Source organism: Duganella violaceipulchra (assembly GCF_019166075.1).
In the GTDB taxonomy this organism is placed as follows: Bacteria; Pseudomonadota; Gammaproteobacteria; order Burkholderiales; family Burkholderiaceae_D; genus Rugamonas; species Rugamonas violaceipulchra.
Genome location: NZ_JAHTGR010000004.1, coordinates 22402 through 47459 on the forward strand (window position 1 = coordinate 22402; position 25058 = coordinate 47459).

The 25058-nt window shown below is 65.9% G+C and carries 25 protein-coding genes; 1 reads left to right on the plus strand and 24 read right to left on the minus strand.

What is annotated here, in order from left to right; genetic code table 11:
• The first annotated feature begins 472 nt into the window (after positions 1–472).
• On the plus strand, positions 473–1288 hold the full coding sequence (locus KVP70_RS08610) for a polysaccharide deacetylase family protein (protein WP_217941733.1): 816 nt from the start codon (positions 473–475) through the stop codon (positions 1286–1288).
• Here the strand turns inward: KVP70_RS08610 and KVP70_RS08615 are convergent, their stop codons facing one another.
• The 24 genes from KVP70_RS08615 to KVP70_RS08730 all read right to left on the minus strand — a co-directional run bounded on the left by KVP70_RS08615 (position 1289) and on the right by KVP70_RS08730 (position 24860).
• Positions 1289–1903, minus strand: a complete 615-nt coding sequence (locus KVP70_RS08615) for a 4'-phosphopantetheinyl transferase family protein (protein WP_217941734.1) — start codon at positions 1901–1903, stop codon at positions 1289–1291. It lies immediately after the preceding gene.
• Position 1904: 1 nt separating this feature from the next.
• Positions 1905–3137, minus strand: coding sequence for a beta-ketoacyl-ACP synthase (locus KVP70_RS08620; RefSeq protein ID WP_217941735.1), 1233 nt, complete (start codon positions 3135–3137; stop codon positions 1905–1907).
• A complete protein-coding gene (fabG, locus tag KVP70_RS08625) occupies positions 3134–3871 on the minus strand; it encodes a 3-oxoacyl-ACP reductase FabG (protein ID WP_217941736.1) in 738 nt (245 codons plus the stop codon). The genes KVP70_RS08620 and fabG overlap by 4 nt, the downstream gene beginning before the upstream one ends.
• Entirely contained in the window at positions 3868–4329 is a 462-nt protein-coding gene (locus KVP70_RS08630) for a hotdog family protein (RefSeq protein ID WP_217941737.1), read from the minus strand. Before KVP70_RS08630 ends, fabG begins: the two co-directional genes overlap by 4 nt.
• Positions 4326–5519, minus strand: coding sequence for a beta-ketoacyl-ACP synthase (locus tag KVP70_RS08635; RefSeq protein ID WP_217941738.1), 1194 nt, complete (start codon positions 5517–5519; stop codon positions 4326–4328). Before KVP70_RS08635 ends, KVP70_RS08630 begins: the two co-directional genes overlap by 4 nt.
• A 9-nt stretch (positions 5520–5528) precedes the next feature.
• Positions 5529–6086 (minus strand): DUF3261 domain-containing protein, encoded by a 558-nt coding sequence (locus tag KVP70_RS08640; RefSeq protein WP_217941740.1) that lies wholly within the window; start codon positions 6084–6086, stop codon positions 5529–5531.
• On the minus strand, positions 6071–7309 hold the full coding sequence (locus KVP70_RS08645) for an NAD(P)/FAD-dependent oxidoreductase (RefSeq protein WP_217942154.1): 1239 nt from the start codon (positions 7307–7309) through the stop codon (positions 6071–6073). The genes KVP70_RS08640 and KVP70_RS08645 overlap by 16 nt, the downstream gene beginning before the upstream one ends.
• A gap of 4 nt (positions 7310–7313) precedes the next feature.
• Positions 7314–9665, minus strand: a complete 2352-nt coding sequence (locus KVP70_RS08650; RefSeq protein ID WP_217941741.1) for an MMPL family transporter — start codon at positions 9663–9665, stop codon at positions 7314–7316.
• Positions 9662–10270, minus strand: coding sequence for an outer membrane lipoprotein carrier protein LolA (locus KVP70_RS08655; protein WP_217941742.1), 609 nt, complete (start codon positions 10268–10270; stop codon positions 9662–9664). The genes KVP70_RS08650 and KVP70_RS08655 overlap by 4 nt, the downstream gene beginning before the upstream one ends.
• Positions 10267–10701 (minus strand): acyl-CoA thioesterase, encoded by a 435-nt coding sequence (locus KVP70_RS08660; protein WP_217941744.1) that lies wholly within the window; start codon positions 10699–10701, stop codon positions 10267–10269. Before KVP70_RS08660 ends, KVP70_RS08655 begins: the two co-directional genes overlap by 4 nt.
• Entirely contained in the window at positions 10688–12259 is a 1572-nt protein-coding gene (locus KVP70_RS08665) for an HAL/PAL/TAL family ammonia-lyase (RefSeq protein WP_217941746.1), read from the minus strand. Before KVP70_RS08665 ends, KVP70_RS08660 begins: the two co-directional genes overlap by 14 nt.
• Positions 12246–13187 carry a lysophospholipid acyltransferase family protein gene (locus KVP70_RS08670; RefSeq protein WP_217941748.1) on the minus strand — a complete coding sequence of 314 codons (942 nt, stop codon included), beginning with the start codon at positions 13185–13187 and terminating at the stop codon, positions 12246–12248. The genes KVP70_RS08665 and KVP70_RS08670 overlap by 14 nt, the downstream gene beginning before the upstream one ends.
• Entirely contained in the window at positions 13184–13933 is a 750-nt protein-coding gene (locus KVP70_RS08675; protein WP_217941749.1) for a glycosyltransferase family 2 protein, read from the minus strand. Before KVP70_RS08675 ends, KVP70_RS08670 begins: the two co-directional genes overlap by 4 nt.
• Positions 13926–15689, minus strand: coding sequence for an ApeI family dehydratase (locus KVP70_RS08680; RefSeq protein ID WP_217941750.1), 1764 nt, complete (start codon positions 15687–15689; stop codon positions 13926–13928). The genes KVP70_RS08675 and KVP70_RS08680 overlap by 8 nt, the downstream gene beginning before the upstream one ends.
• Positions 15682–16227 (minus strand): COG4648 family protein, encoded by a 546-nt coding sequence (locus KVP70_RS08685; protein WP_217941753.1) that lies wholly within the window; start codon positions 16225–16227, stop codon positions 15682–15684. Before KVP70_RS08685 ends, KVP70_RS08680 begins: the two co-directional genes overlap by 8 nt.
• Before the next feature lie 5 nt (positions 16228–16232).
• Positions 16233–16502, minus strand: coding sequence for an acyl carrier protein (locus KVP70_RS08690; protein ID WP_229224705.1), 270 nt, complete (start codon positions 16500–16502; stop codon positions 16233–16235).
• 11 nt (positions 16503–16513) lie between these two features.
• Entirely contained in the window at positions 16514–16768 is a 255-nt protein-coding gene (locus KVP70_RS08695; RefSeq protein WP_043481206.1) for a phosphopantetheine-binding protein, read from the minus strand.
• Positions 16761–17546: a lysophospholipid acyltransferase family protein gene (locus KVP70_RS08700; RefSeq protein WP_217941755.1), complete on the minus strand. Its 786-nt coding sequence runs from the start codon at positions 17544–17546 to the stop codon at positions 16761–16763. The genes KVP70_RS08695 and KVP70_RS08700 overlap by 8 nt, the downstream gene beginning before the upstream one ends.
• Positions 17539–18270, minus strand: coding sequence for a beta-ketoacyl synthase chain length factor (locus KVP70_RS08705; protein WP_217941756.1), 732 nt, complete (start codon positions 18268–18270; stop codon positions 17539–17541). Before KVP70_RS08705 ends, KVP70_RS08700 begins: the two co-directional genes overlap by 8 nt.
• A 337-nt stretch (positions 18271–18607) precedes the next feature.
• Positions 18608–19678: an ABC transporter ATP-binding protein gene (locus KVP70_RS08710; protein WP_217941757.1), complete on the minus strand. Its 1071-nt coding sequence runs from the start codon at positions 19676–19678 to the stop codon at positions 18608–18610.
• 29 nt (positions 19679–19707) lie between these two features.
• Entirely contained in the window at positions 19708–21483 is a 1776-nt protein-coding gene (locus KVP70_RS08715; protein WP_217941760.1) for an ABC transporter permease, read from the minus strand.
• A gap of 117 nt (positions 21484–21600) precedes the next feature.
• Positions 21601–22701, minus strand: coding sequence for an ABC transporter substrate-binding protein (locus KVP70_RS08720; RefSeq protein WP_217941762.1), 1101 nt, complete (start codon positions 22699–22701; stop codon positions 21601–21603).
• A gap of 32 nt (positions 22702–22733) precedes the next feature.
• Entirely contained in the window at positions 22734–23705 is a 972-nt protein-coding gene (locus tag KVP70_RS08725; RefSeq protein ID WP_217941764.1) for a tripartite tricarboxylate transporter substrate binding protein, read from the minus strand.
• A gap of 87 nt (positions 23706–23792) precedes the next feature.
• A complete protein-coding gene (locus KVP70_RS08730; RefSeq protein WP_217941765.1) occupies positions 23793–24860 on the minus strand; it encodes a porin in 1068 nt (355 codons plus the stop codon).
• Positions 24861–25058 lie beyond the last annotated feature (198 nt).

Sequence of the window (25058 nt, forward strand, 5' to 3'; positions counted from 1 at the left end):
CCCAACTCGACGAGCACATCGTCGGGTACGCGGATCGGGAAATGGAGGCTGTACTTGGACATGGTGGGGGTTCCCTAAAATCGGTTTTTACTAAACGCCGCTAACCACTACTGACCTCTACTACAGCGCGCTAACACTTACTAAAATTTCCTCGCCGAACGCTAAGCGGTACCAATTTCTCTCATCTATATTCGTTAGAGCCACTTAGCAGCGTTTAGTTCCGAAAATATCGCAAACTCGCACGAAATATCGGTGGTTAGCGTTGGGTAGTAGTGGTTATAGCGTTTTAGTAAAAGCCGAAAAAACAGGACCCGCCCTGCGCATGCCAATGGCGCGGGTAACGTTCATCCCGGTAATCCGCGAGAACGCGGCTGCGCCGGCAATTCCACGTACAATATCGTTCCCGTTCCTCGCGCCATGCCGACCGTCCGTGTCCAACCATTTTCCCCGCCTGCTGCTTGTACTCTGCGCTATGTTGTTGAGCCCTTGCGCCGCGTCCCAGGATGCGGCGCTCGCTCCGATACGCTTCCTGCTGACCTTCGACGACGGCCCGGCGGCGGCCGACAGCGACAATCCGACCGTGCATATCCTTGAAACGCTGGCCAAGAATCCGCTGCAGGACCACATCAAGGCGGTCTTCTTCACCCAGACCCGCGCCTGGCATGGCGGCGGCACGGCGGTCGGCCGGGCCTTGATACGGCGCGAATACGACGAAGGCCACGTGGTCGCGCTGCACAGCGCCACCACCTTCCATTCGAACCACCGCCTCATGAGCCGCGCGGAGCTGGACGAATCGATGCAGCGCGGCGTCGACGACCTGACCACCGTCACCGGCGTCGCCCCCAAGCTGGTGCGGCCGCCGTTCTGGGCCTACGACGCCGATACGCTGGCCTCCTACCACCAGCACGGCATGCGCATGCTGCTGACCGACCTCAGTGCCAACGACGGCAAGATCTACGGCGTCAACTTCAGCTGGCACAAGCGCTCCAACATGCTCACCCACCTGGCCGAGACCCGCAAACGCTGGGCCGCCGGCGCCATGCCCGCGGTCGACGGCAGCACGCCGGTGGTCGTCACCTTCCACGACGTGAACACCTACACCTCGCGCCACATCCAGGAATACATGGAGATCCTGCTCGACGTCGCGCGCGAACTCGAGGTGCCGCTGGCCGCCAAGCCGTTCTACGACGACCGCGAGGAACTGGAACGCGCCGCGCTGGCCAGCACCGTCGACGACGCCAGCGTCAAACCACCCTTGCCGGGCATATGGAACTGGCTGTGGCGCTGATCACGGCAGCGTAATCAGCTCTATCCGTGGCGGCGCCTTCAACGGCAACGCGCTGCACAAGACCACCGACAATTCCTCATGCGGCAAATCGAGCCGGTGCGCCCGCGCCGTCTCGCCCAGCTTGAAGCGCGCTTCCTTCCCGCTCCACAAACTGTAAAAGCCGGCGACACGCTGAGCCTCGTCCAAGGCCGCCCACTGCGCCAGCTCGTCCGCGTCGAAGGCCTGGGCCGCCAGCGCCGCCAGATCGCGCTGCGCATCGCGCACTTCGATATCCAGTCCCAGCGCCGTCTGCGCGCTCACCGCGCCCGCCACCCAGCGGCCGCTGTGCGCGATGCTGAAGCCCGGCAGCCGTCCCCGCGGCACGGGCGCCTTCAGCAACGGCGCGGCTCCGGGCCGGTCTTCCAGTTCGATGTCGCGCGGCGCCACGCCCAGCAAGGAGCCCAGCGCCATGCGCAACAGCACGCGGCCGGCCACGAACTGGCGCTGCCGCTGGGCGCGGACAAACCGCCGGCAGCGCGCCTCCTCGCTCGCCGACAGCCACTCGCGCAGGCGCAGCAGATCCTCGTCCGTTACACCATCGACATCGGCCATCCAGAGCGAGGCGGCGGCGCTCATCTTATTCGACGTGGCGCTTGAAAATCAGCGAGGTGTTGATGCCGCCGAAAGCGAAGTTATTCGACATCACATACTCGCATTGCAGGTGCCGGCCTTCGCCGACGATGTAGTCCAGCGCCGCGCATGCCGGATCGACCGCATCCAGATTGATGGTCGGCGCGAACCAGCCCTCGCGCATCATCTCGATGCTGATCCAGGCCTCCAGCGCGCCACAGGCGCCCAGCGTGTGGCCCGTGTAGCTCTTGAGGGAACTGATCGGCGTGCGGCCGCCGAACACCGCCAGCGTCGCCTGCGACTCGGCGATGTCGCCCTGCTGGGTGCCGGTGCCGTGCGCATTGATATAGCCGATATCCGACGGCTGCAAACCGGCGTCCCGCAAGGCCAGCTGCATCGCCGTCTGCATGGTGGCCGCATTCGGCTGGGTGACGTGGCAGCCGTCGCTGTTGGTGCCGAAGCCGACCAGCTCCGCGTGGATCGCGGCGCCGCGCGCCTGCGCGTGCGCCAGGTCTTCCAGGATCAGGCAGCCGGCGCCCTCGCCGATCACCAGGCCGTCGCGGCCGCCGTCGAACGGCCGGGGCGTGGTGTGGCCGGCGTCGTTGCGGGTGCTGGTGGCGAACAGGGTATCGAACACCGCCGCCTCGGTGGCGCAGAGCTCCTCGGCGCCGCCGGCCACCATCGCCAGCTGCTTGCCGCCGCGGATAGCCTCGTAAGCGTAGCCTATGCCCTGGCTGCCGGAAGTACAGGCGCTGGAGGTGGTGATCACGCGGCCGGTGATGCCGAAGAAGACGCCGATATTCACCGGCGCCGTATGCGCCATCATCTTGATGTAGGTGGTGGCGTTGATGCCCTTGGTGCTGCGTTCCTCCATCATGCGGCCGAAGTCACCGATGGCGCTTGGCGTGCCCGCCGACGAACCGAAGGACACGCCCATGTCCCCGCCCTTGAGCAGCGGGTGCTCCAGCAGTCCGGAATCGGCCAGCGCCAGTTCGCTGGCGCGCGTGGCCATCAGGGCGACGCGACCCATGCTGCGGGTCGCCTTGCGGTTATAACGTTCGGTCAGCGAGAACGGCGCGGCCGGCGCACCCAGGCGCGTGTTCAGCCCTTCGTAGTCCTCCCAGTCCGCCATGCGCACCACGGCGTTGCGGTACTGGCCGAGGCGCTCGCGTATCGTGGCCCAGTCGTTGCCGATCGGGCTGATGCCGGCCATGCCGGTGACGGCGACGCGGCGGCTCATGCCAGGCCACCGTTGACAGAGATGACCTGGCGCGTGATGTAGCCCGACTCTTCGCCGATCAGGAAGCTGACGGCGGCGGCCACCTCCTCCGGTTTGCCGACGCGGCGCGCCGGTATCATCTTCAGCGCTTCTTCCATCGGCACCTCGCTGGTCATGTCGGTTTCGATCAGTCCCGGCGCCACGCAGTTGACGGTGATGGCGCGCTTGGCCAGCTCCAGCGCCAGCGCCTTGGTGGCGCCGATGATGCCGGCCTTGGCCGCGCTGTAATTGACCTGGCCGCGGTTGCCGATCAATCCCGACACCGAAGCCAGCGTGACGATGCGACCCGGCTTGCGGCGCTGGACCAGCGGCATCACCAGCGGATTGAGCACGTTGTAGAAGCCGTCCAGGTTCGTTTTCAGCACGATGTCCCAGTCCTCGCCGGACATCGCCGGGAAGGCGTTGTCGCGCGCGACGCCGGCGTTGCAGACCACGCCGTAGTAGCAGCCATGCTGCGCGATGTCCGCTTCCAGCGCGGCGGCGGTGGCGGCGCGGTCGCCGATATCGAACTGCAGCACGCGCACCGCGCGGCCCATCCCGGCGATCTGCAGCGCGACCGCGTCGGCCTCGGCGCGCTGGCTGCGGCAATGCAGCACCACGTCGTAGCCGTCGCGCGCGAGGCGCAGCGCAATCGCCTTGCCGATGCCGCGCGACGACCCCGTCACCAGCACGCTCATGGACTTATTCTGATTCATACTGCGTTTCCATCGTTGAGAAATTGATTGACATTATCCGGCTGGAACACCGTCACCGTGGCCGTCGCCACCGCGCTGGCGCCGCCGGCGACATCGATGCGGCAGTCGAACGCGCCCAGGCCGTTCTCGCCTTGCAGCACCCGATGTATATGCACCAGCAGCACGCTGCCGTTGGCGAACAACGGCACGCCGCAGGCATACTTGCGCGATCCGAGCAGGAAGCCCACCTTGACCGCCGCGCCGCGTTGCCTGGCCAGCCAGCCGGCATGCGCGGCGATCGCCTGCGCCATGTATTCGATGCCGACCCAGGCGCCGACGCCCTCTTCCCCACCCAGCACGCTGCCGGCGTGGATGCGCACTTCGGCGCACAGGTCGTCGGCGTCCGCGCTCAGCACGCGGTCGAGCAGCATCATCTGGCCCGTATGCGGCACCAGTTCGCGCACATCGGGCATCGTCATGCGGTCCTCCCCAGCAGCAGCGCCGCATTCGAGCCGCCGAACGCGAATGAGCTGCTCAGCACATGACGCAACGGACGGCCCAGCGCAGCGCCAGGCGCCGCCAGGTTCAGCGCCGGCAGCGCAGGATCGGCCGCGCCGTCCCACAGGTGCGGCGGCAAACGGCCCTGCGGGTTATCGTCCTGCATGGCGAGCCAGCACAACGCCGCTTCGATCGCGGCCGCCGCGCCCAGGGTGTGGCCGGTGAAGGGCTTGGTGGAACTGACCGGCACTTCGAGGTCGAACAGCGCCGCAATCGCGCCCGATTCCATCGCGTCGTTCTGCCGCGTCGCCGTGCCGTGCATGTTGATGTAGTCGATCTGCGCCGCCGTCACCCCGGCGCGTTCCAGCGCCTGCGTCATCGCCAGCCGCGCGCCCACGCCGGCCGGGTCGGGGGCCGACATGTGGTGGCCGTCCGACGACTCGCCCCAGCCCAGCAAGGCAACCGTGGTCGGCGTCGCGGCCTCGCCACTCATCAGGAACAGCGCCGCGCCCTCGCCGATGTTGATGCCGTCGCGGTTGGCGCTCATCGGATTGCACTGCGCCGCGCTGACCGAGTCCAGCGCGGCGAAGCCGGCCACCGTGAAGGCGCACAGCGAATCGACGCCGCCGGTCAGCACGACATCGCACAAGCCCATCTTGATCAGGCGCGCGGCGCCGGCCATCGCCTTGGCGCTCGACGAGCATGCGCTGGAATGTACATAGGCCGGACCAGCCAGGTTCAGTTCCCGCGCCAGCATCTCGGCCAGCGATCCCATGGTCTGGTGGCCGTAGCAGAAGTCCGGCGGCAGCGCGCCCTCGGCCACATGGCGGGCGATGGCCAGCTCGGTCTCGCCGATGCCGGAGGTGCTGGTGCCGAGCACCACGCCAACGCGGTCGGCGCCGTAGCGCGCGATGGCGGCATCGACCTGGGGGCGGATCTGCGCCAGCGCCGCCAGCGCCAGCGCGTTGTTGCGGCTGCGCTGCGACGGCGGCAGGTGGGCCACGGACGGCAGTTCCCCGCGCACGCGGCCCAGCGGCAGCTCGCGGCCGGGAGAGCAGCTATCGGTCGCCGCCACGCCGGTCTCGCCCGCGTACAGGCGCGCCTTGACCTGCGCCGGGCCGTCGCCCATCGCGCAGACTATGCCGCAAGCATTCAAATAAAATTTCAACATACGTCGTTCTCAGTCGGTTGGCGCCGCAAACTGTATCGTCAGCTTATAGCGATATCGTAAATTGTCCAGCACCACGGTGCCGCTCCAGCGCGGCGTGCCGCTGTAGGAAATCTGCATGATCGGCTGGTCGTCCAGGAACAGCGTGCGGTGGGCGCCCTGCTCGGCGACGCGCCAGCCCGGCGGCAGCGCGGCGGCGATCGCCTCGGCCGGCCACAGGGTCAGCTGCATATCCTCCAGCACGTCCTCGGCGCGCACCTGCGACGGCAGCATCATGTGCCGCCACGAGGTCAGTTCCTTGCCGTCGTAGTGCATGGTCAGCACGCGCTGGCTGAACGCCAGGCCGACGACGTCGATCGCGTCCGGCTCCACCTGTAGCGCGACGTCGAGATCATCGGTGCGGCCGTTGCGCTCCACCTGCAAGTGCTGCTGCACGCTGATCGAAGCGCCCAGCGCCGCCGGCGCCAACTTCAAACCCAGGCGGGCCTGTGGCGGCGGCGTGGTGGCGCAGGCGGCCAGCAGCAGCCCCGCCAGCAACGGCGCGCAGCGGCGCATCAGCCCTGCGCGCATACCGCCTCCAGCGCCGCCAGACGGCGCGACGTCTCCTTGACGAACGGATTGCTCAGGTCCCAGGCGTAGCCGGCCAGGATGGCTGAAATCATGCGTTTCACTTCCGGCTGCTGCTTCTCATGGAAGATGATGGTCTGGAAGCCGCCCGCATACCAGGATTCGACAAAGGCGCGGAATGTATCCACGCCCTTGCGCAGCGGCGCGCCGAAGTCGGCCTGCCAGTCCACCTGTTCGCCGGCGAACTGGCGCTCCAGCACCGCGGCGGCCAGGCTGGCCGACTTGAAGGCGATGGTCACGCCCGACGAGAACACCGGATCGAGGAACTCGCCGGCATTGCCCAGCAAGGCGTAGCCCTCGCCCCACAGCTTGTCGACGTTGGCCGAATAGCCGACGATCTGGCGCGCCGGCGTATCCCAGTTGGCGTTCTCCAGCAATGCCGACAGCGACGCTTCCTCCGCGATGATCGCCCGCAGGCGCTCGGTGGCGCTACCCTGGTAGCGGTCGAGGAAACTGGTCTCCGCCACTACACCCAACGAGCAGCGGCCGCCGGCGAACGGAATGGTCCAGAACCAGACATCGCAATGCTCGGGATGCACCGTCACGCGGATCTTGGTGCGGTCAAAACCGCCACCGTGGATGCCGTCTTCGACGTGCGTGAAGATCGCGCCGCGCACCGGGAAATTGGACGGCGTTTCCAGATCCAGCAAGCGTGGCAGGACGCGGCCGAAACCGCTGGCATCCAGGATGAAACCGGCGTTCACCTGATACTGTACGCCGTCCGCCCCCTTGACCGTGATCAGCGCGGGCGCGCCGCCAGTGCCCAGTTCGATATTCAACACTTCATGGCGATAGCGCACCTCGGCGCCGAAACGCTCCGCTTCCCTGGCCAGAATATGATCGAAGTCGGCGCGCTGCACCTGGTAGGTGGTGCCCCATCCGGCCGAATGCTTGTCGCGGAAATCGAAATCGGTATAGCGGCCGTTGCGCATGAACGCCGCGCCGTTCTTGAACTGGAAGCCCGCTTCGACCACGGCCTGCAGCATGCCCGCCTGCTCCAGGTAGGCCATACTTTGCGGCAGCAGGCTCTCGCCGATGGAAAAGCGCGGGAACTGTTCGCGTTCGATGACCAGCACCTGGCGCCCCTGCTGGCGCAGCAGCGCGGCGGCCACGGAACCTGCGGGTCCGGCACCGACGATCAGGATTTCGACGGCTTCGATGTTCATCGCGTCAGTCATGTTTGCTTTCACTAGTCAAGCCAAAACAAGGGACGATCAACCAGACCAGCGCGGTCCCCAGCAGCATCGTCAGGCCGAACGCCTGCAACGCCGGAGTGGAGCTAAGCCCCAGCAAACCGAAGGACAAAATCGTATTCGCGGCCGACATGCCGACCGCCAGCCACGGTGTGCGGTCGCGCCGGTCGGGATGCTCCTGCATGAAGATGCCGTAGTCGACGCCGACGCCCAGCAGCAGCATCAGCGCCAGCACGTGGAACAGCTGGAGATTCTGCGACGCCAAGCCGAGCAAGGCCAGCGTGGCGATGCTGGCCAGCGCGGTCGGCGCCAGCACGCGCCAGGTGCGGCGCCGGTAGCGCGGGTACAGCAGCGCAAACACCACCACGTAGGCGCCCAGCACCACCCAGCTCATATACTGGCGATAACGGCCCAGCACCGATGAAATCTCGGCCACCTTGTCGACCCACTGCACGCCCTGCAAGCCATCGGCGGCCAGCTGCACCTGCGGCACGGCGGCGCCGGACAGGCCGCGCAGGGCGACGATGCTGGCGTATGCGCCTTTGACGTCGCCCAGCCACAGGTGGCGCCACGGTTCGCTGGCGGGGGTCTTCAGGAAATCGTCCAGCGTCAGCGGCGCGGCGGCGCGGCGCAAGCCGGCGGCGGTGGCGGCGACCCATTGCGCGTCCTCACCGGTCTGTGCGGCGATCGCGTGCAGCGGGCCATCCGCCGCCAGCAGCTTTTCTTCAATGAGTTGGCGGCGCGCGGCCTGCGTGCGCGCGGATGGCACCCAGTTCGACATCGCCTGGTAGCCGGAGATGCGCCGCGCCGCCACCATCACGTCCAGCCGCGCCTTCAGCGCCTCCTCGCGTTGCAGCACCGTCTCGACGGAGTCGCCGCGCACCAGGAAGTACTGCACCGGCGTGGGCGCGTCCAGCAGCTTGCTCAACTTGAGCTGGTCGGCGATCAGGTGCTTGGGCGGATTTTGCAGCAGGCGGATGTCGTCGTTGGCGCCCAGCCGGCTGACGCCATAGCCCGCCGCCAGCGCGAACGCCACGGCGGCCAGCAAGGTGGCGCGGTTCATGCGCAGCAGCGGCCAGCGCTGCAAGGCCGCGCCATAGACGCGCACCAGCGCCCCGCTCTTCAGCGTACGGCTGCCGATCAGCGCCGGGAACCAGCACACCACCGTCAGCCAGGCGAACACCAGGCCTAGCGCGGAGAACACCGCCATCTGGCGCAGGCCGGGGAACGGCGTCAGCGCCAGTCCCATGTAGCCGATCACCGCCGCCAGCAAGGTCAGGCCCAGGCCCGGCAGCAGGCGTTTCAACAACGCCGGCGATGTCAGTTGTTCGCCGGCCGCGAGGCGGTTGCACAGGAAGTAGATGCCGTAGTCCTGCGCCACGCCGATCAGGCTTGCGCCGAACACCAATGTCATCAGGTGTACGCGGCCGAACAGCAGCCAGCACACCGACAGCGCACCGAGGCAGCCGATGCCGATCGACAGCAGGATCAGCGAAATCGGCTTGAATGAATGGAAGGCAAACCACATCAGCAACACGATGCCCAGCAGCGAGCCTATGCCGATGGTAGACACCTCGCCGCTGGCCTGCGCGCTGGCGTTGGCCGCGTGCAGGATCACGCCGGCCTGTATCAACTCCACTTGCGGCGCCGCCTTGCGGGCGGCGTCGCCGGCCTGCTTCAGCAAGGGCAGCACGGTTTCCTGCGCCGTCATCGACAACGCCGGCACCTTCAATGTCAACGGCAGCAGCACGTACTGGCGCTGCGCGTCGGCGACGAACAGGTGACCGTCGCGCGGACGCACCGGGGTTTCCTGTACGCGCTCCTGCAGCCAGCCGGCGAACAGGCCGAACGGATCGTCCTGCCACGAACCCAGGTTCGGGCCGCCGAATGGACTATACAGTTTGCCCAGCGCCGCCTCGAGCCAGAACTGCGGCGGCTGCGTGCGCAGCTGCGCTTCCTGCTGCGCCGTCATCAACGTCAGGCGATGGCGCTGGAACAGCGACAGCCAGTCGTTCTGGGTCTGCTCGTTGATCGGCGTCGCTGCGAAGATGTCCTTGTGGGCGGCCAGCACGGCGCTGTAGGCGTCGGCGGCGCGCCTGGCGTCGTCCCAGTCGGCCGCGCCGACCAACACCACCACCCGCTGCTGCGCCGCATCCACCATATGGCTGAACGACTGCTGCAACAAGGGATCGCGCTCCTGCACCGGCAACAGCGCCATGATGTCGGTGTCCGGCACGATGCGCTGCACCAGCCACAGATAGGCGTTATGCCCCAGCAGCAGGCAGACCGCAAAGGCCCACAGCAGCGCGAGTTGGCGCGTACGGTTCAAAACAGCGCCGCCTCTTCCTTGGTCATCGCGGCGTCGCCGGCCTGGATCGCCGAGAACACAATGGTGGTGCGGTCGCCGGCGGCGTCGCCCATGACGATGGTCTTCACGTAGGCGCCGCCTTCGAGCTTGACAATGCCGATCGCCTTCTCCAGCCCCGCCTGGCGCGGCTTGAGCACGACGTTCCAGTTGCTGGCGTCAACCGTGCCATCCACCTCAAACAGCGTCTCCAGTTGTCCCAGGTCGCCGGACAGCAGCGAGAACAGCACGTTGTTGATCATGCGGACGGTCGGCTCGGTCTTGGCGTCCAGGCGCATCGCCACGCGGTCGCCCTGGTAGTTGACGATTTCGTCGCGCGTCAGCCGCAGCGTGCTGGGAAAAGGCTGCAAGGTGCGCCACAACACGCCCTTGCCGGCGACCACGCAAAAGCGGCCGTTGGAGGCCAGCGGTTTCTTCATGCCGGCCAGCTGCTTGCTCTGGTCGAAACGGCCGCACATGGCCGGCGGCTTGGCCAGCATGGCCTGGATCTTCGCGACCGGCGCGGCGGCGTGGGCCGGGCTCAGGGCGGCCAGCGCGGTCGCCAGCAATATCGATTTCAACAGCTTCATAAAGGTTCTATCCCCAATTTTTCAAACAGCACGGGAGGCGACACGAAGCACATCTCCTTCGTGGCGAGATCGACGGCGACCATGGTGGTGCTGGCGCGGTTCAAGCGCTTGCCGGTGGCGGCGTCGGTGATCAGGTAGTCGATCTTCAGGCGGTTTTCCCATTCGACGATGTCGGCGCGCAGCTTGAGCGTCTGGCCGAAGGTGGCCGAGCCCACGTAGCGCAGCTGCATGTCGATCACCGGCCACGAATAGCCGGACGCCTTCATCTGCGGGTAGTTGTAGCCTATCTTGTCGAGCAGCGCGCAGCGCACCACTTCCAGGTACTTGACGTAGCGGCCGTGCCAGACAATCTCCATCGGATCGAGGTCGAAGAACTGCACCTGCATCTCGACTTCCGCGAACCAGCGGCTTTCCTTGTTAGTGCGGCGCATACAGACCCCATGCCTTGGCGCGGATGCGTTCCAGCAGCAGGCGCAGGTCCGGTTCCAGCCGGCGGTCTTCCTCGACCGGCTTGATGTCGGCGCCCAGCGCCTCCTGCATCGCCGCCAGCGCGGCCTGCGGTTGCAGTTCCGGGTTGACCTGGCAGCGCAGCCATACGCCCTGACGCACGGTGATCAGCAGCGCGGCCACGACCTGCTCCGTCAATTCCAGCACGCGCAGGCAGTCGCGCGCGGCGATGGTGCCCATGCTGACCTTGTCCTGGTTGTGGCACTCGGTCGAACGCGAGAACACCGAAGCGGGCATGGTCAGCTTGAGCGCTTCCGCCGTCCACGCCGAGGCGCTGATCTGCAAGGCCTTCAGGCCGTGGTTGATCGGCGCGCGCGCGCCGGTGGCGCCGGACAGGTTGGCCGGCAGGCCGTGGTTGTAGCGGCTGTCGACCAGCAGCGCCATCTGGCGGTCCAGCAGGTCGGCCAGGTTGGCGACCGCGTTCTTCATGCCGTCCATCGCGAAGGCGATGTGGCCGCCGTAGAAATGGCCGCCGTGCAGCACGCGCTCGTTCTCGGCGTCGATCAGCGGATTGTCGTTGGCGCTATTGAGTTCGTTCTCGATCGACGAACGGAAGAACGGCATGGCGTCGGCCAGCACGCCGATCACGTGCGGCGCGCAGCGGATCGAGTAGCGGTCCTGCAGGCGCTTGCCGTTGCGTTCCCACTGGTCGGTCGGCAGGTCGCTGCGCAGCCACGCCGCCACCTGCTGCATGCCGCCGTGCGGCTTGACCGAGAACAGCACCTCGTCGAAGTGGTGGGCGTTGCCGTCCATCGCGAACGATGCCATCGCCGTGATGCGGGTGCTCAGCTGGACCAGGTATGCGGCGCGGTCGTAGGCCATGCAGGCCAGCGCGGTCATGACGGCGGTGCCGTTCATGATCGCCAGCCCCTCCTTCGGACGCAGGCGCAGCGGCGTGATGCCGGCTTCCCGCAAGGCCTGCGCGGCCGGCACCTGCACGCCGTCGCGCCATACTTCGCGCTCGCCGCACAGCACCGCCGCCAGGTAGGACAGCGGCGTCAGGTCGCCGCTGGCGCCGACCGAGCCTTCGGATGGAATCAGCGGCAACAGGCCGGCGTCGAGCAGGCGCGTGATCTGCAGCAGTAGCTCGACGCTGACGCCGGAATAGCCCTTGCTCAGCGACGCCAGCCGCGACGCCAGGATGGCCCGCGTCTGCGCCGGCGTAAAGTACTCGCCCAGGCCTACGCCGTGGTAGGTGTACAGGTGGTGCGGCAGCTCGGCGATCAGTTCCGGCGGCACCACCACGGTGCAGGAATCGCCGTAGCCGGTGGTGACGCCGTAGACGGTGCCGTCCTCGCGCAGCAGGCGGTCGAGGAAGTCGGCGCCGCGCCCGATGGCGGCGCGGAAGGCCGGATCGTCCGACAGCGCGGCAACGGCGCGGCCCTGCGCGATGTCGACGATGTCCTCTATCGTCAGGCGGTTCTGGTCGAAGCGCACGGTACGCGGCGTGGAATTGAGTTCGGCTATGTCAGCGAGGTGCATCGGGTCGTTCCAATTGAGGGAGGTGCCAGAAATCGTAAAAGTTAAACCACTGCAGGGGTGCGCGCAGGCAGTGATGCTCCAGCCGCCGCGCATAATCGCCGGCCAGTTCTTGGAAGGCGGCGTCCCGGCCCTGGCGCGGAATGCGCACGACGTCGCGGAAGGCTTCGAAATACAGCGCCGAGCGGCGTCCGTGGCGGAGCGAGAATAGCAGGTACACCGGGCATTGCAGGATATTGGCCAGCACATACGGGCCGACCGGGAACGGCGCCGGCGCGCCCATGAAGTCGGCCAGCGCCACGCGCGGATTGTGCGACACCGGCACGCGGTCGCCCGCGATGACCACGAACTCGCCGCGCGCCACGCGCTCGGACAGCAGGATGGCGGTGGCCGGCGACATCTCGGTCACCTGCAAAAGATTGAGCTGGCTGTCCGGATTGAGGCGGCCCAGCATGGCATTGAAGGCCTGCGCGTGCTTGGTGTGCACCAGCACCGTCAGCTTGAGGTCGCGGCGCTGGCGCGACAGCACGCGGCACAGCTCCAGGTTGCCCAGGTGGGAGCAGATCAGCAGGCCGCCCCGCCCCGCCGCCAATGCCTCGACCACCAGTTCGCTGCCGTGCAGGTCGACCGTATCGAGCTTGAACAGGCCGGCCCACAACAGCATCTTGTCGAGGATGCTCTCACCGAAGGCAGCGAAGTGGCGCAGCACGCCCGGCGCCGGGGTGGACGTGTAGTCGGCCATGCGGCGCAAATACGCCTGCGAAGCGCGGCGCGGCCGCGGCTTGGTCAGAACATACCAGCCCAGCACCGGGTACAGCACCACGCGGAACGGCCAGCGGCCGAACACGCGGCAGATCCAGAACAGCAGCTGCATGCCCGCCACGAAACTGATCTCGTTGATGGAGGCCCAGTGCACACCCCGCGCGTTCATCGGACCTGCCCTTTGCGCGCCAGCAGGCGGGGAATCCGCGGCAGCATGCCGAAGAACAGTTTGATGTGCATCCACGTGATGCGCACATTGTCGCTCCACATGCGGAAGTGCGACACGCCGTCCGCCGGATAGCAGACACGGGTCGGCAGGTTCACCACCTGCAGGCCATCCCAGAACAGCCGCACCAGGATGTCGGTGTCGAAGTTCATGCGTGCGCCGATCGGGCAGCGCGCCGCCAGCGCATTGACCGGCGCCACCGGATAGACGCGGAAGCCGCACATCGAATCCTTGATGTCGAACGACAGGGTATTGATCCAGACCCAGATGTGGGTGGCGTAGCGGCCATACAGGCGCACCTTCGGCACCGACTCGTCATAGACCGGATGGCCGGCGACGATGGCGTCCGGGCGGGCGGCGGCCTGCGCCAGGAATTTCGGCACGTCGGCGGTTTCGTGCTGGCCGTCGGCGTCGATTTGCAGCACATGGGTGTAGCCCAGCTCCGCCGCGCGGCGGAAGCCGCTCAGCACTGCGACGCCCTTGCCCTGGTTCTGCGCCAGCCGCACCAGCGTAACCTGGCCATCATGCTGCAGCACCAGCCCATCGAGCACGGTGGCACAGGCGGCGCCGCTGCCGTCGTCGACCAGGATGCACGGCGCGCCGTGGCGCAACAGCCCGGCCACCACCGTGCCGATCGCGTGTTCGTGGTCATAGACCGGCACCACGATGCAGGGTTTGAAATCAGACATCAGTATCTCCCAGCATGACGCGACCGCTGGCGTGCTGCCCCGCCTCGGACACATAGCGAAATTGCAGACAGCCCTTGGCCACCTCGTGCAGCAGCTCCAGCTGCACCGGGGTCTCCGGCTGGATCACCTGCTGGAACTTGAGCGCGTTGATGCCCTTGAACCGCGGCGGCAGCGTGAAATACTGGCGGCCGTAATGGATCGCCCAGTCGACCAGCACCACGCCCGGCAGCACCGGGGCCGCATCGAAGTGGCCGTCGAAATACAGCAGGTTGGCGGGCGCGCTCACTTCCAGCAGCATGCGCTGCGGTTCGCGATCCAGTTCGCGTTCCAGCTCGCGCAATTGCGGCAAACGCGGACGACGGCCGACCGCGCCGTCATCGCCGTCCAGCAGCGCCAGCAAGGCGGCCTGCGTGGTCTTGCCTTGGGCGTTGAGCGGCATCTGTTCCAGGTGGCGCCAGCGGCGCGGCAGTGCGACCGCGTCCACCACCGTCGCCAGCACGGCGCGCAGGCGGGCATTGAGCGCGGGCTTGCCTTCGGCATCCAGCAGCGCACGCCCCGCCGGCGTCGGCACGATGAACGCCGCCAGCCGCTCGCGTTCACCGGCGCTCGGTTCGCACAGCACGACGCGCACCTCGGCGGCCATGCCGCTGGCCAGCAGCGCCGCTTCCATCGCGCTCAGCGAGATGCGTTTTTCTTCGATCTTGACGATGCGGTCGCTGCGGCCCAGCAGCAGGAAGCGCTGCTGGCCGACGCGCGCCGCGCGATCGGCCAGCGCCAGCCAGTTGTCGTCGGCCAGGTGCGGCGAGCGCACTTCCAGCGTGTCGTCCGCCGCGCCAAGGCGCCATGCCACGGTCGGGAAAGGCTGCCAGGCGTCGTCGGTGACGCCGCTGCGCTGGCGCCAGGCGGCGCCGCCCGTCTCCGAGCTGCCGTAGACTTCCACCGGCACCTTGCCCAGCATGCAGCCGGCGGCCAGCGCCGTCTCCGCCGCCAGCGGACCGCCGGACGAGAACACCGCCCGCACCATGCGCGCCGCGCCGGGCCAGTCCAGATGCTCCGGCAAGCGCTTCAGGTGGGCCGGGCTGGCCACAAGCACGCACGGACCGGCGGCGATGCCGGCCACCAGTTGTTCCGGATAGCTGATGCTCAGCGCGTGGATTGCGCGGCCGACACTGAGCGGCCACAGGACCTTGAACAGCAGGCCGTAGATGTGCTGGTGCGAGACGGTCGCCAGCACCGCGGCGTCGCCGGCGGCGGCGCCGAACAGCACTTCGAGCGTTTCGACTTCGCTCGCCAGCTGCGACAGTTTTTTAGGAATGGCTTGTGCCGCGCCGGTGCTGCCTGACGTGAACACCACCAGCGCCGGCAAGTCGGTGGACAGGGCGCCGCCCATCGGTACAGCGGTGGATGCGTCGTCCGATTCCGCCGGCTGCAGCGGCAGCAGCGCCGCCGGGAACTGGCCGAGGAAGCCGTCCACCGAAGCGCGCAAGGCGGCGCAACTGGCTTCCAGCGTATCGGCACTCAGCCAGATGGTCTTGCCGGCATGCCAGGCACCCAGCAAGGCTGCGCCGAATTCCAGGCTATCGTCCAGGTACAAAGCGAAGTCGCTGCCCGGCTGGCCGCGCAGCAGCGCGTGCCATGCGCGCGCGCGCGCCAGCAAACGCGCATTGCTGACAACCGCGCCGGCGCGCCAGCCGGCCACGCCGTCGGCGGGCCGCGCCGCGATGGCGGCGTACAGGTTTTCGATCCGGTCAGACATGGTGCAAGCGCTTGAAACGCAGGCGCACCAGATACTCCGCGCCGAACAGCAATGCCATCAGCCCATAGGAGATCACGCCGGTATACAGCGACCACGCGGCCTCCGACATCCACAGCGCAGCGGCGAAGGCGATCATGCCGTTGATGACGAAGAAGCCGCACCACACCTGCGTCACCTTGCGCATATAGGCTTGCGCCACCGGCGGGAAGTCCTCGCCGCGCAGGCGCGCCATGCGTTCGACCGCCGACATCGGCGTCGCCAGGCTGTAGCCGAAGCCCGCCAGCAGCGCCGCATTGACCAGCACCGGGTACAACTTCAATGGCAACAGCAGATTGCTCCAGACCGCGCAGGCCACCAGCACCAGCGCCGCCGCCGCCGACCAGCGCGCCACGCCGCTCAGCTTCAACGCGGGCAGGCGCGTGGCCACGGCCAGCAACAGCAGGCCAGCCAGCCAGCGCGGCTCCACCCGTCCATGCCCGAACCAGATCGCCAAGGGATACAGCAGCGTCAGCGCCACCGTCAAGACTGTCATCGGCATCGTACTTACGCCGCCTGCTCCGTCATGCCGGCCAGCGCGTCGACCACGTCACCGATGGTGCGGATGGTCTTGAACACGTCCGGCTGCAGGCGCTTGCCGGTCAGCTGCTTGAGCTTGACCGCCAGGTCGACCGCGTCGATGCTGTCGATATCCAGGTCGGCGTAGAGGTTCGAGCCGGCGCTCAGGTCGGCCTTGTCGAGTTCAAACATCTCGGCCAGCAGATCGACCACCAGGATCTGCAACTGGTCTTTGCTCATGTCGTTCAAAGCTATCATGGCCCGCTCCCTTATTTCTTTCTATGGCTATCGATCATCGCAGCCAGCGCCTGCACCGAGGCGAAATGGCGGCGGGTGTCCTCCGAATCGGCAGACAGCGAAATGCCGTACTTCTTCTGCAGGGCCACGCCCAGCTCCAGCGCGTCGATCGAGTCCAGGCCCAGGCCTTCGACGAACAGCGGCGCCGCACTATCGATATCGGCGGGGGTGATGTCCTCCAACTGCAGCACATCGATGATCAATTCTTTGACTTCCAGTTCAAGCATGGCTTTGGCACTTCCCGGTAAAATAATTCTGTAAAAATTCAGTCAAATGGCGCGCCGCCATCACGTCGCTGGCGCCGTCCTCTGTAAACGCTGCGACCTCCAGGTCATCCTGGACGTCGATGCTGATCAACACACGGCGCGGCGGCACGCGCCACCACTTGTCGCCCTTGGCCAGCGTGGCCGGCTCGCAGCGGATCAACACCGGCGTGATGTCGCGCGCGCCACGCACCGCGATGTTGGCCGCGCCGCGCTTCATGCTGATCACGCCACTGCCCGGCGTGCGCGTCCCTTCCGGGAACACGATCAGGTTATTGCCGCGGCGCAGAGAGGCGATGCAATCGCCCACCAGCTCCGGCCCGCCCTCGTTGCTGATGAAAGCAGCCGCGCGCAACGGCCCGCGCATGAACGGGTTATTCCACAACGCGCCCTTGACGATGCAATCGGCGTTCTTCACGAAAGCCATCAGGAACACCGTATCGATCAGCGTCGGATGGTTGGCCAGTATCAGCAGGCCGCCCCGGTCCAGCTTCTCGACGCCGCGTATCTCGTAGCGCAGCACGCCCAGCCCGCGCATCAAATCCACATAGCCGCGCAACGCCCAGCGTATCAGCGTGCGGGCCGCGCTCACGCGTTTATCCGGCTGCCGCACAACCAGGTTCAGCGCCGGGAATACCAGTACCCGCAACAGCAGTCCGCTGATACCGAACACCAGAAAACTCAAGCCTGTGGCGAACACGCGCCAGTACCGCGACAGCATGGCCGGCAAGCGGTCACGCATCGCGGCTCCAGCGCCAGCGCAGGCGCCCATCGAAACGATCCAGCCGCCGCGCCCCGCACAGCTGGAAGCGCGCCACCTCCAAGCCGGGCGGCATGCCGGTCGTCGCCGGCTCGGCGCTCGCGCTCCAGCTCAATGAAATCGCGTCATCCGCCGCAGGCGTCAGCAGCCACGCCCAGGCATGCGGCTGTTCGTCGCAATCCTGGAACGACGCAAACAACTCCGGCAGAGGACTTTCGCAGGCCACCAGCAGCACTTGCGGCGCGCCGTCCGCCATCAGGCCGCAGGCCTCGATGACGGCGTGTTCGATGGTGGCCGCGCCGGCGGCCAGCGCCAGTTGATTGGCGCGGTCGCCGCGGGCTATGCTCAGCAGCCCGACGATGGCGTTATGCACCGACATGCTGAACGCGGTCGGCGACAGCGGCTCGCCGCGCGCCAGGTCGCTCAACAAGTCCAAGGCACGCGCGACCTCGCCGTGACGCGAGCAAAAGACCGTGGGAATATCGCTGCGGCCGTCGAGGCATTGGTAAGCGACTTCCAGCGCCATCTTGCCGAGAAACCCGGCGCGGCGGCGCAGCATCGCAGGCATCGCCTTGACGCCCGGCTCCGCACCGGCCTGGATCGCAAACGGCGCCTGCGCCCACTGCTCCCAAGCCTCGGGCGCGGCCAGTCCCGGCGCCCATTCGGCGTGGCGCGAAATAGAAAAACTGACACCGTTCGTACGCATGTTATTTGCTTATCCCGAGCTTAGAGAGGAAAAAAAGGTACGACCTCATGCCCACATGCCGCAGAAATGCCAGCCGACGTACTTTTCAAATTATAAGCGACAGTTCTTGCGCTCAATTCAAAAAAATGGCCTTATAGCAACTAATTTATCATTTAATCCCGGCTACTGTGCAGTTCACGGGGCTCACCTCGCCAAAGTTCACGTTTTTGGACAGAGAAAGCGGGTGCGGCAAGACGGCGGATTGTTTCAGGAGTGCAGCGGACATGTTTCGCGCGAGGACGCGAAAGCGAAGTATACCCCGGACGCGCCAGAACGGCGGTCCGGGACATGAACAGGATCAGAACACCCAGAGTTTATCGGCCGGCAGCTGCAGCCAGTACTTGCCCGCTTCCAGCTTGTACTTGGAATAGGCGCGCAAGCTCATTTCCGGTCCGCCCTCGCTCTTGAACAGGCACTCGAAGCGGTCGCCCAGGTACATGCAGGTCAGCAGCGGCAGCTCGATGGCGTTTTCCACCGGCGTCGCGCTGACCTTCACTTCCTCCACGCGGATGATGGTCGACGGCTCGCCGCCGCCGGCGCCGCGCGCGGTGCCCTGCAATGGCGTGCCGCCGATATCGAGCATCACCCGGGTGCCGTCGCGCTGTACCACCTTGGCCGGCAGGCGGTTGTTACTGCCCATGAATTCGGCGGTGAACAGGGTGTCCGGCGTTTCGTACATGCTTTGCGGCGAACCTTGCTGCTCGATCTTGCCGTTGTTGAGCAAGAGGATGCGGTCCGAGATCGCCATCGCCTCGGCCTGGTCGTGCGTGACCATCAGCGCCGACAGGCCCAGTCGCACGATCAGCTCCCGCAGAAAGGCGCGCGCTTCTTCACGCAGCTTGGCGTCCAGGTTGGACAGCGGTTCGTCCAGCAGGATCACCGGCGGGTTGTACACCAGCGCGCGCGCGATCGCCACGCGCTGCTGCTGGCCGCCCGACAGCTGGTGCGGGAAGCGCTCGGCCAGGTGGCCCAGGCCCAGGTTCTTCAACACGTCGCTGACTTTGTCCTTGATCTCGCTGCTGCCCATCTTGCGCAGTTTGAGGCCGTAGGCGACGTTGTCGAACACCGTCTTGTGCGGCCACAGCGCGTAGGACTGGAACACCAGGCCCAGGTTGCGGTGCTCGGCCGCCATTTCAAAGTTCTTCGCGCCGTCGAACACATTGCGCTCGCCGATGGCGATGGTGCCCTGCTTCGGGCTTTCCAGTCCGGCCACCGCGCGCAGCAAGGTGGTCTTGCCGCTGCCAGAAGGGCCCAGCAGCGCCACCACTTCACCCTTTTGCAGATGCATGGACACGCCCTTCAGAATCTGGTTGGCGTGGGCGCCGGTGCCGTAGTCCAGGTGCAGGTCGTTGACGGTCAGTTCATTCATGATGAGGTCTCGTTTCATTTTATTTTGACTTAATTATGTAACTTCACGCCAAAGCGCAGGGCCACGCCCAGGCCGATGGCCACCAGCGAAATATTGATGAACGATAGCGCCGCCACCAGGTCGGTGGAGCCGGTGGCCCACAGCGACACCAGCATCGCGCCTATCACCTCGGTGCCCGGCGACAGCAGGTAGACGCCGGTCGAGTACTCGCGCTCGAAGATCAGGAACACCATCAGCCACGCGCCCAGCAGGCCGTATTTGACCAGCGGGATGGTGACGTCGCGCGTCACCTGGCCGCGCGATGCGCCGACCGCGCGCGCCGCCTCTTCCAGTTCCGGGCCCACTTGCAGCAGCGCGGTGGAAATCAGCCGCATGCCGTAGGCCAGCCATACCACCGAATATGCCAGCCACAGGGCGAAGATGGTCGAGCGCACCGATCGCAGCAGCGGTATCGCGTTCTCGCTCAGCCACAACGCCGCGCCATTGTCCATGCCCTTCAACATGCCATCGAGCCAGCTAGGCACGAACAGGAACACCCACAGGAAGGACAGGCCGGCCAGCAGGCCAGGCACGGCGCGCGGCACCAGCACGCTGTAGTCGAGGAAGCGGGTGATGCCGTCCGGCTTGCGGTGCATGGCCAGCGCGATGGCGCAGTAGCAGATCACCGCCAGGGCGCCGCCGATCACGCCGATCAGGATGGTGTTGAGGATGCCGCGCATCAGCGCCGGCTGCTCCATGATCTCGCGGAAGTGCTGCAGGGTCAGCACGTCGCGCAGGTTGACTCCCTCGCCCCAGTACTGCACGAAGGAGCGCAGCACGATGCCCGACATCGGCATGATGATGGTGAACATCAGCCAGGCGAAGATCAGCGCGAAGGCCAGCCATTTCCATTTACCGAGCGGCATGGACTTCGAGCGCGCGCCCTTGCCCTTGATCGAGACGAACTTGTTGGCCGACTTGAGCAGCCAGCGCTGTATCATCACCAGCGGCATCGTCACCATCACCAGGCAGACGGCGACGGCGGCCATCAGGTGGTAGGACGGCGTGCCCAGTTTGTTGGTCAGCTTGTACAGATAGGTCGCCAGCACCAGGTGGCCCTCCGGATCGCCCAGCACCAGCACCAGGCCGAACACCTCGAAGCCGAGGAAGAACACCAGCACGGCGGCATAGGCCAGCGCCGGCGTGATCATCGGCAGCGAGACGTTGAACATCACCTGCAGCGGCGAGGCGCCGGCCACGCGGGCCGCTTCCTCGACGTCGGAACCCAGGCTTTTCAGCGCGGACGAAGCGTACAGGTAGACGTGCGGCACGTGGGTCAGGCCGGCGATCACCACGATGCTGGTGAAGGAGTAGATATTCCACGGGATGAAGCCCAGCAGGTCCTTGGCCCACAGCGAGTAAAAGCCCACCGGTCCCATCGACACCACATAGCCGAAGCCCATCACCATCGGCGACACGAAGATCGGCACCAGCAGCATCGGCGCGATGAAGCCGCGGCCCGGCAGGTCGGTGCGTATCATCAGGAAGGCCAGCATGCCGCCCAGCGGCACGGCGATGGCGGTCAGGCCGGCGGCCAGCAGGAAGGCGTTGCGGAACGCCACCGTGAAATCGGGATCGTCGAAGATGAAGCGGTAGGCGTCCAGCCCCAGCTCCTTGACGGGCATGAAGAATGGCGCGTTCAAAAAGCTCTGGTAAAAGATCAGCAGCAGCGGCAGGAAGATGGCGATGGCCGCCAGCGTCACCACGACGCCGCGCGCCCAGTTGATGCTGCGCCGGCCGGAGCCAGGGAGAGTGAGAGTTTGCATAGGAATTCCGTTCTTTACGTACGCGTGCGGGCGCCCAACCCGCAGATCCGCGGCAGGGGTCTGACCCCGCGGGGTCAGACCCCGCGTCGGCTCGGGGTGCGCGGGCGGGTGAGACGATTACTTCTTGCCTGCGGTTTCTTTCCACTGCTTGAGGAAAGCCATGCGCTTGGCCGGCCCCAGGAACTGCAGCACGATGGGATGGACCGGCACCGGCTTGACGTTGTCCTTGCCGATCATCTTGATCAGGTCCGCCGAGGTGGTCTCGCCGGTGACGTCGGCGCGGATCGCGAACAGCTTGGAGTCGTTGGCGATGATGACCTGGCCGCGGTGCGACAGCATGTAGTCCAGCCACAGCTTGGCGGCGTTGACGTTCTTGGCGGCCTTGTTGATGAACAGGACGCGCGACAGGATCAGCGTGTAATCCTTCGGCAGCACCACGCCGATCGACGGATCGGCCTTGGCGCGCACCAGCGCGTAGGAACCGAGCACGTTGTAGCCGATCAGGTTCTCGCCCGACGAGATACGCTCCATCATGGTGCCGGTGGACGACTGCACCCGCACCTTGGCTTCGCCGAAGGCGTTCTCCAGTTCCAGGAACTTCGGATTCTCGCGCGCGTCCTGGGTCATGAACATGAAGCCGACGCCGGATTTCTCGATGTCGTAGGTGGTGACCTTGTCCTTGAACTTGGGCTGCGTGATCAGCTTGGCGAATTCGGCGTGCGTCTGCGGCACTTCCTTGGCATCCACCAGGCGCTTGTTGTAGACGATGGCGGCCGGCTCGAAGGTGGTGCCGTAGGCCTGGTCGTCCCAGACCGCCCAGCCGGGGATCTTGGCCGCTTCGACCGATTTGTATTTGAGCGCGTAGCCGTCGGAGGCCAGGCGCATCTGCAGGTCCATCGCGGAGGACCACATGGCGTCGGCGGTGTTGCCGCCGGCCGCCACTTCGGAGATGAAGCGGTTATACACCTCGGTGGAATTCATGTCGTTGTATTCGACGGTGATGCCCGGGTACAGCGCGTTGAAATCCTTGATCAGCGGCTGGGTGGCCTTGCTGTCGGTGGCGCCGTAGATCACCAGCTTGCCCTCTTTCTTGGCGCCGTCGATGATCTTCTGGTAGTCGGCCGGATAGCCGGCCGGCACCTGCGCCGAAGCAGGGGTGGCGCACAGCGTGGCGAACAGGGTGGCGCAGGCAGCGGCCAAGGTAGTTTTCAACATCATGATTGTCTCCGTCGTTTTATATGTAGTGGTCATCAGCGCACCAGACCGAGTTCGGCGGCGCGCCTGCCGTAATCGTCTACGGCCTTTTTTACGTATGCTGCCAGCGCATCGCCGGTCAACCCAAACGGGAACAGACCCGACGCCGCGCGCATTTGCGCGAACTGCGGACTGGCCAGCACGCGGTCGAAATTGGCGACCCATTGCTGATAGTCCGCATCCGACACCTGTGGCCCCATCCAGACGCCCCGGATGATCGGCCACACCACGTCGATGCCCTGCTCGCGCGCCGTCGGCACATTGGCCAACACGCCCGGCAGCCGGTGCTCGGCCAAAATCGCCAGCACCCGTGTATTGCCGCCGGCCGCATACAGCGTCGCTTCACTGGCGTCGCCCGATACCGCCTGCACCAGGTTGGCGTGCATGGCGGCGAAGGCTTCGCCGCCGCCCTCCAGCGCCACGAAACGCAGCACCTTCGGATCGACGCCGGCGCTCTTGACCACCATCGCCATCTTCAGCCAGTCCTGGCTGCCGATGGTGCCGGAGACGCCGATCAGCACCTTCTGCGGATGATCCTTCAGCGCCGCCACCAGCTGGCCCAGCGTCTTGTAGGGCGAATCGGCGCGCACCGCGATCATGCCGTAGTCGGCGCCCAGCGCCGCCACCCAGCGCACATCGGAAGACTTGGCCTTGCCGAACTTGCCCTGCGCCAGATTGAGCAGCGAGCCGCCCGAAAAAGCCACCAGCGTGTTCGGTTCCGAGCGCCGCTGCGACACCAGCGAATGCCAGGCCACAGCGCCGATCCCACCCGGCAGATAGCTGATGTGCATATCCGACGGCGGCGGCTTCGGTGCGCCGCTCAAGCCCTGCAAACCCTTTTGCGCCAACTTGCAAGTGAGGTCCATCGCGCCGCCCGGCTTGGACGGCACGATGCACTCCAGGCTTGCAGCTTGCGCTGCCGCGCACAGTGAGAGCGCGGCAATCAAAGCCAGCAAAACTTTAGTCATCTTGGTAGGTATCTTAGAACGGTGAAGCTTTCAAAGCGCTTTCAGACCGCGGCATTATTCACAAAATACCGCGGTCCATTCATCGGCTTAGAAGCGGTGCTGCATGCCGACGACCAGGCCGTGCTGGCTGGTGCCGAAGCCGGCGTCGTCGCGCGACAGGCCGGTCAGCTGGCCGTTCTTGGACTTGACGTAGGCGGCCGACACGTGCACGTCGGTGCGCTTGGACAGTGCGTAGCGATAGCGCGCCACGTACATGGTTGGATCGGCGTCCTTGCCGGCGGCGACGTTCTTGACGTTGACGTGATAGATCGCGCCGGTCAGCGTGGTCACGGCATCGGCCTTGTAGGCGATGCCGGCCCAGGTGGTGGTGGCGTCGACGTCGGCGGTGAGCGCCTTGCCGGCGACCAGCTTGTAGTCACGGATCACGCCCCACAACTTGACCGGACCGGTTTCGTAGTTCACGCCCAGGTGCCAGACGGTGTTCTTGTCGCGGGCGCCGGTGGCTGGAACGGTGTTGCCGTTGTTGCGCTCCCAGGTGGCCATCAGGTTCGCGCCGCCAAGCTTGTAGGCGCCGGTGAAGCCGTATTTGGCGCTGTCCTGCGCGCCGGTGGTCTGCTCGCCGGCGGCATAGTTGGCGCCGAACTTGAAGTCGCCGGTGGAGCCGGAGTACTTGATCAGGTTATCGTAGGCGGTGGTGAAGCCGTATTTGCTAGGACCGGTGGCCGGACCCGAGGTCGCCCACGAGTAGTAAGGAGCGAAGCCCATCGGATCGTAGGCGATCACGGTGTCGTACACGGTGCTGAACGAGCGGCCGATAATCACGCGGCCGAAAGCCCCTTCCAGGCCGACGTTGGCCTGGCGCTTGAACAGAACACCGTCCTGCGCGCCGGTGTCCATCAGGATGCCGCCTTCGAGGCTGAAGATGGCTTTCAGTCCGCCGCCCAGGTCTTCGGTACCACGCAGGCCCCAACGCGAAGTGTTCATGCCGCCCGAGATGACGCTGGTCTGGCTGCCGCCAGTGGCCGACTTGTTATTGGCGGTTTCAACGCCAACGTCCAGCAAACCGTAGACCTGCACGTTCGATTGGGCGTGAGCGGCGCCGCCAGCGGCTGCCGCGAGTGCCATGATAGCGAGGGTCAACGAGGTTTTTTTCATGTAGGTCTCCAGAGGATATAGTTATTTGTGGCGCCTGATTCTTGCAATCAGGCTGTCACTATAGGAGTCACTTCCTTTCAATTGCCTTTCATTGCTGCTTTGGCACAGATACCTGTCGTCCATGCACCACAAATCAGGTAAGGGCTTCCCTTTTGAGGCGGCGGAGACCATGATTCTGGCCTTACACTGAACTTATTT